General features: G+C 57.8%; 1 pseudogene. It reads left to right on the top strand.

From position 1 onward, the window contains the following. Positions 1 to 211, top strand: a pseudogene (locus Xsze_RS21720) (IS5/IS1182 family transposase); the annotation flags it as partial.

The raw sequence follows: 211 nt of genomic DNA, 5'->3' as shown, positions 1-211 counted from the left end.
CATGGATACTTACGCCACCGCAGGCAATGTCCATGACAGCCAGCCGTTGATTGGGCGTCTGAAACGTCAGTTGGCCCGTTTCCCGCTTAATCCGGTTGCCATCGTGCTGGATGCCGGCTATTTTACCGCCCCCGTTTGCCACCTGACCCTGCAACTGGGGCTCACCCCGGTCATCAGCTATCGTCGCCCAAACAAAGGCCCTAATACGTTC

Origin of the sequence: Xenorhabdus szentirmaii DSM 16338 (assembly GCF_002632585.1) — a bacterium.
Lineage (GTDB): Bacteria > Pseudomonadota > Gammaproteobacteria > Enterobacterales > Enterobacteriaceae > Xenorhabdus > Xenorhabdus szentirmaii.
The sequence above is the reverse complement of the archived record's forward strand: the minus strand, read 5'-3'. Positions and strand labels throughout refer to the sequence as shown.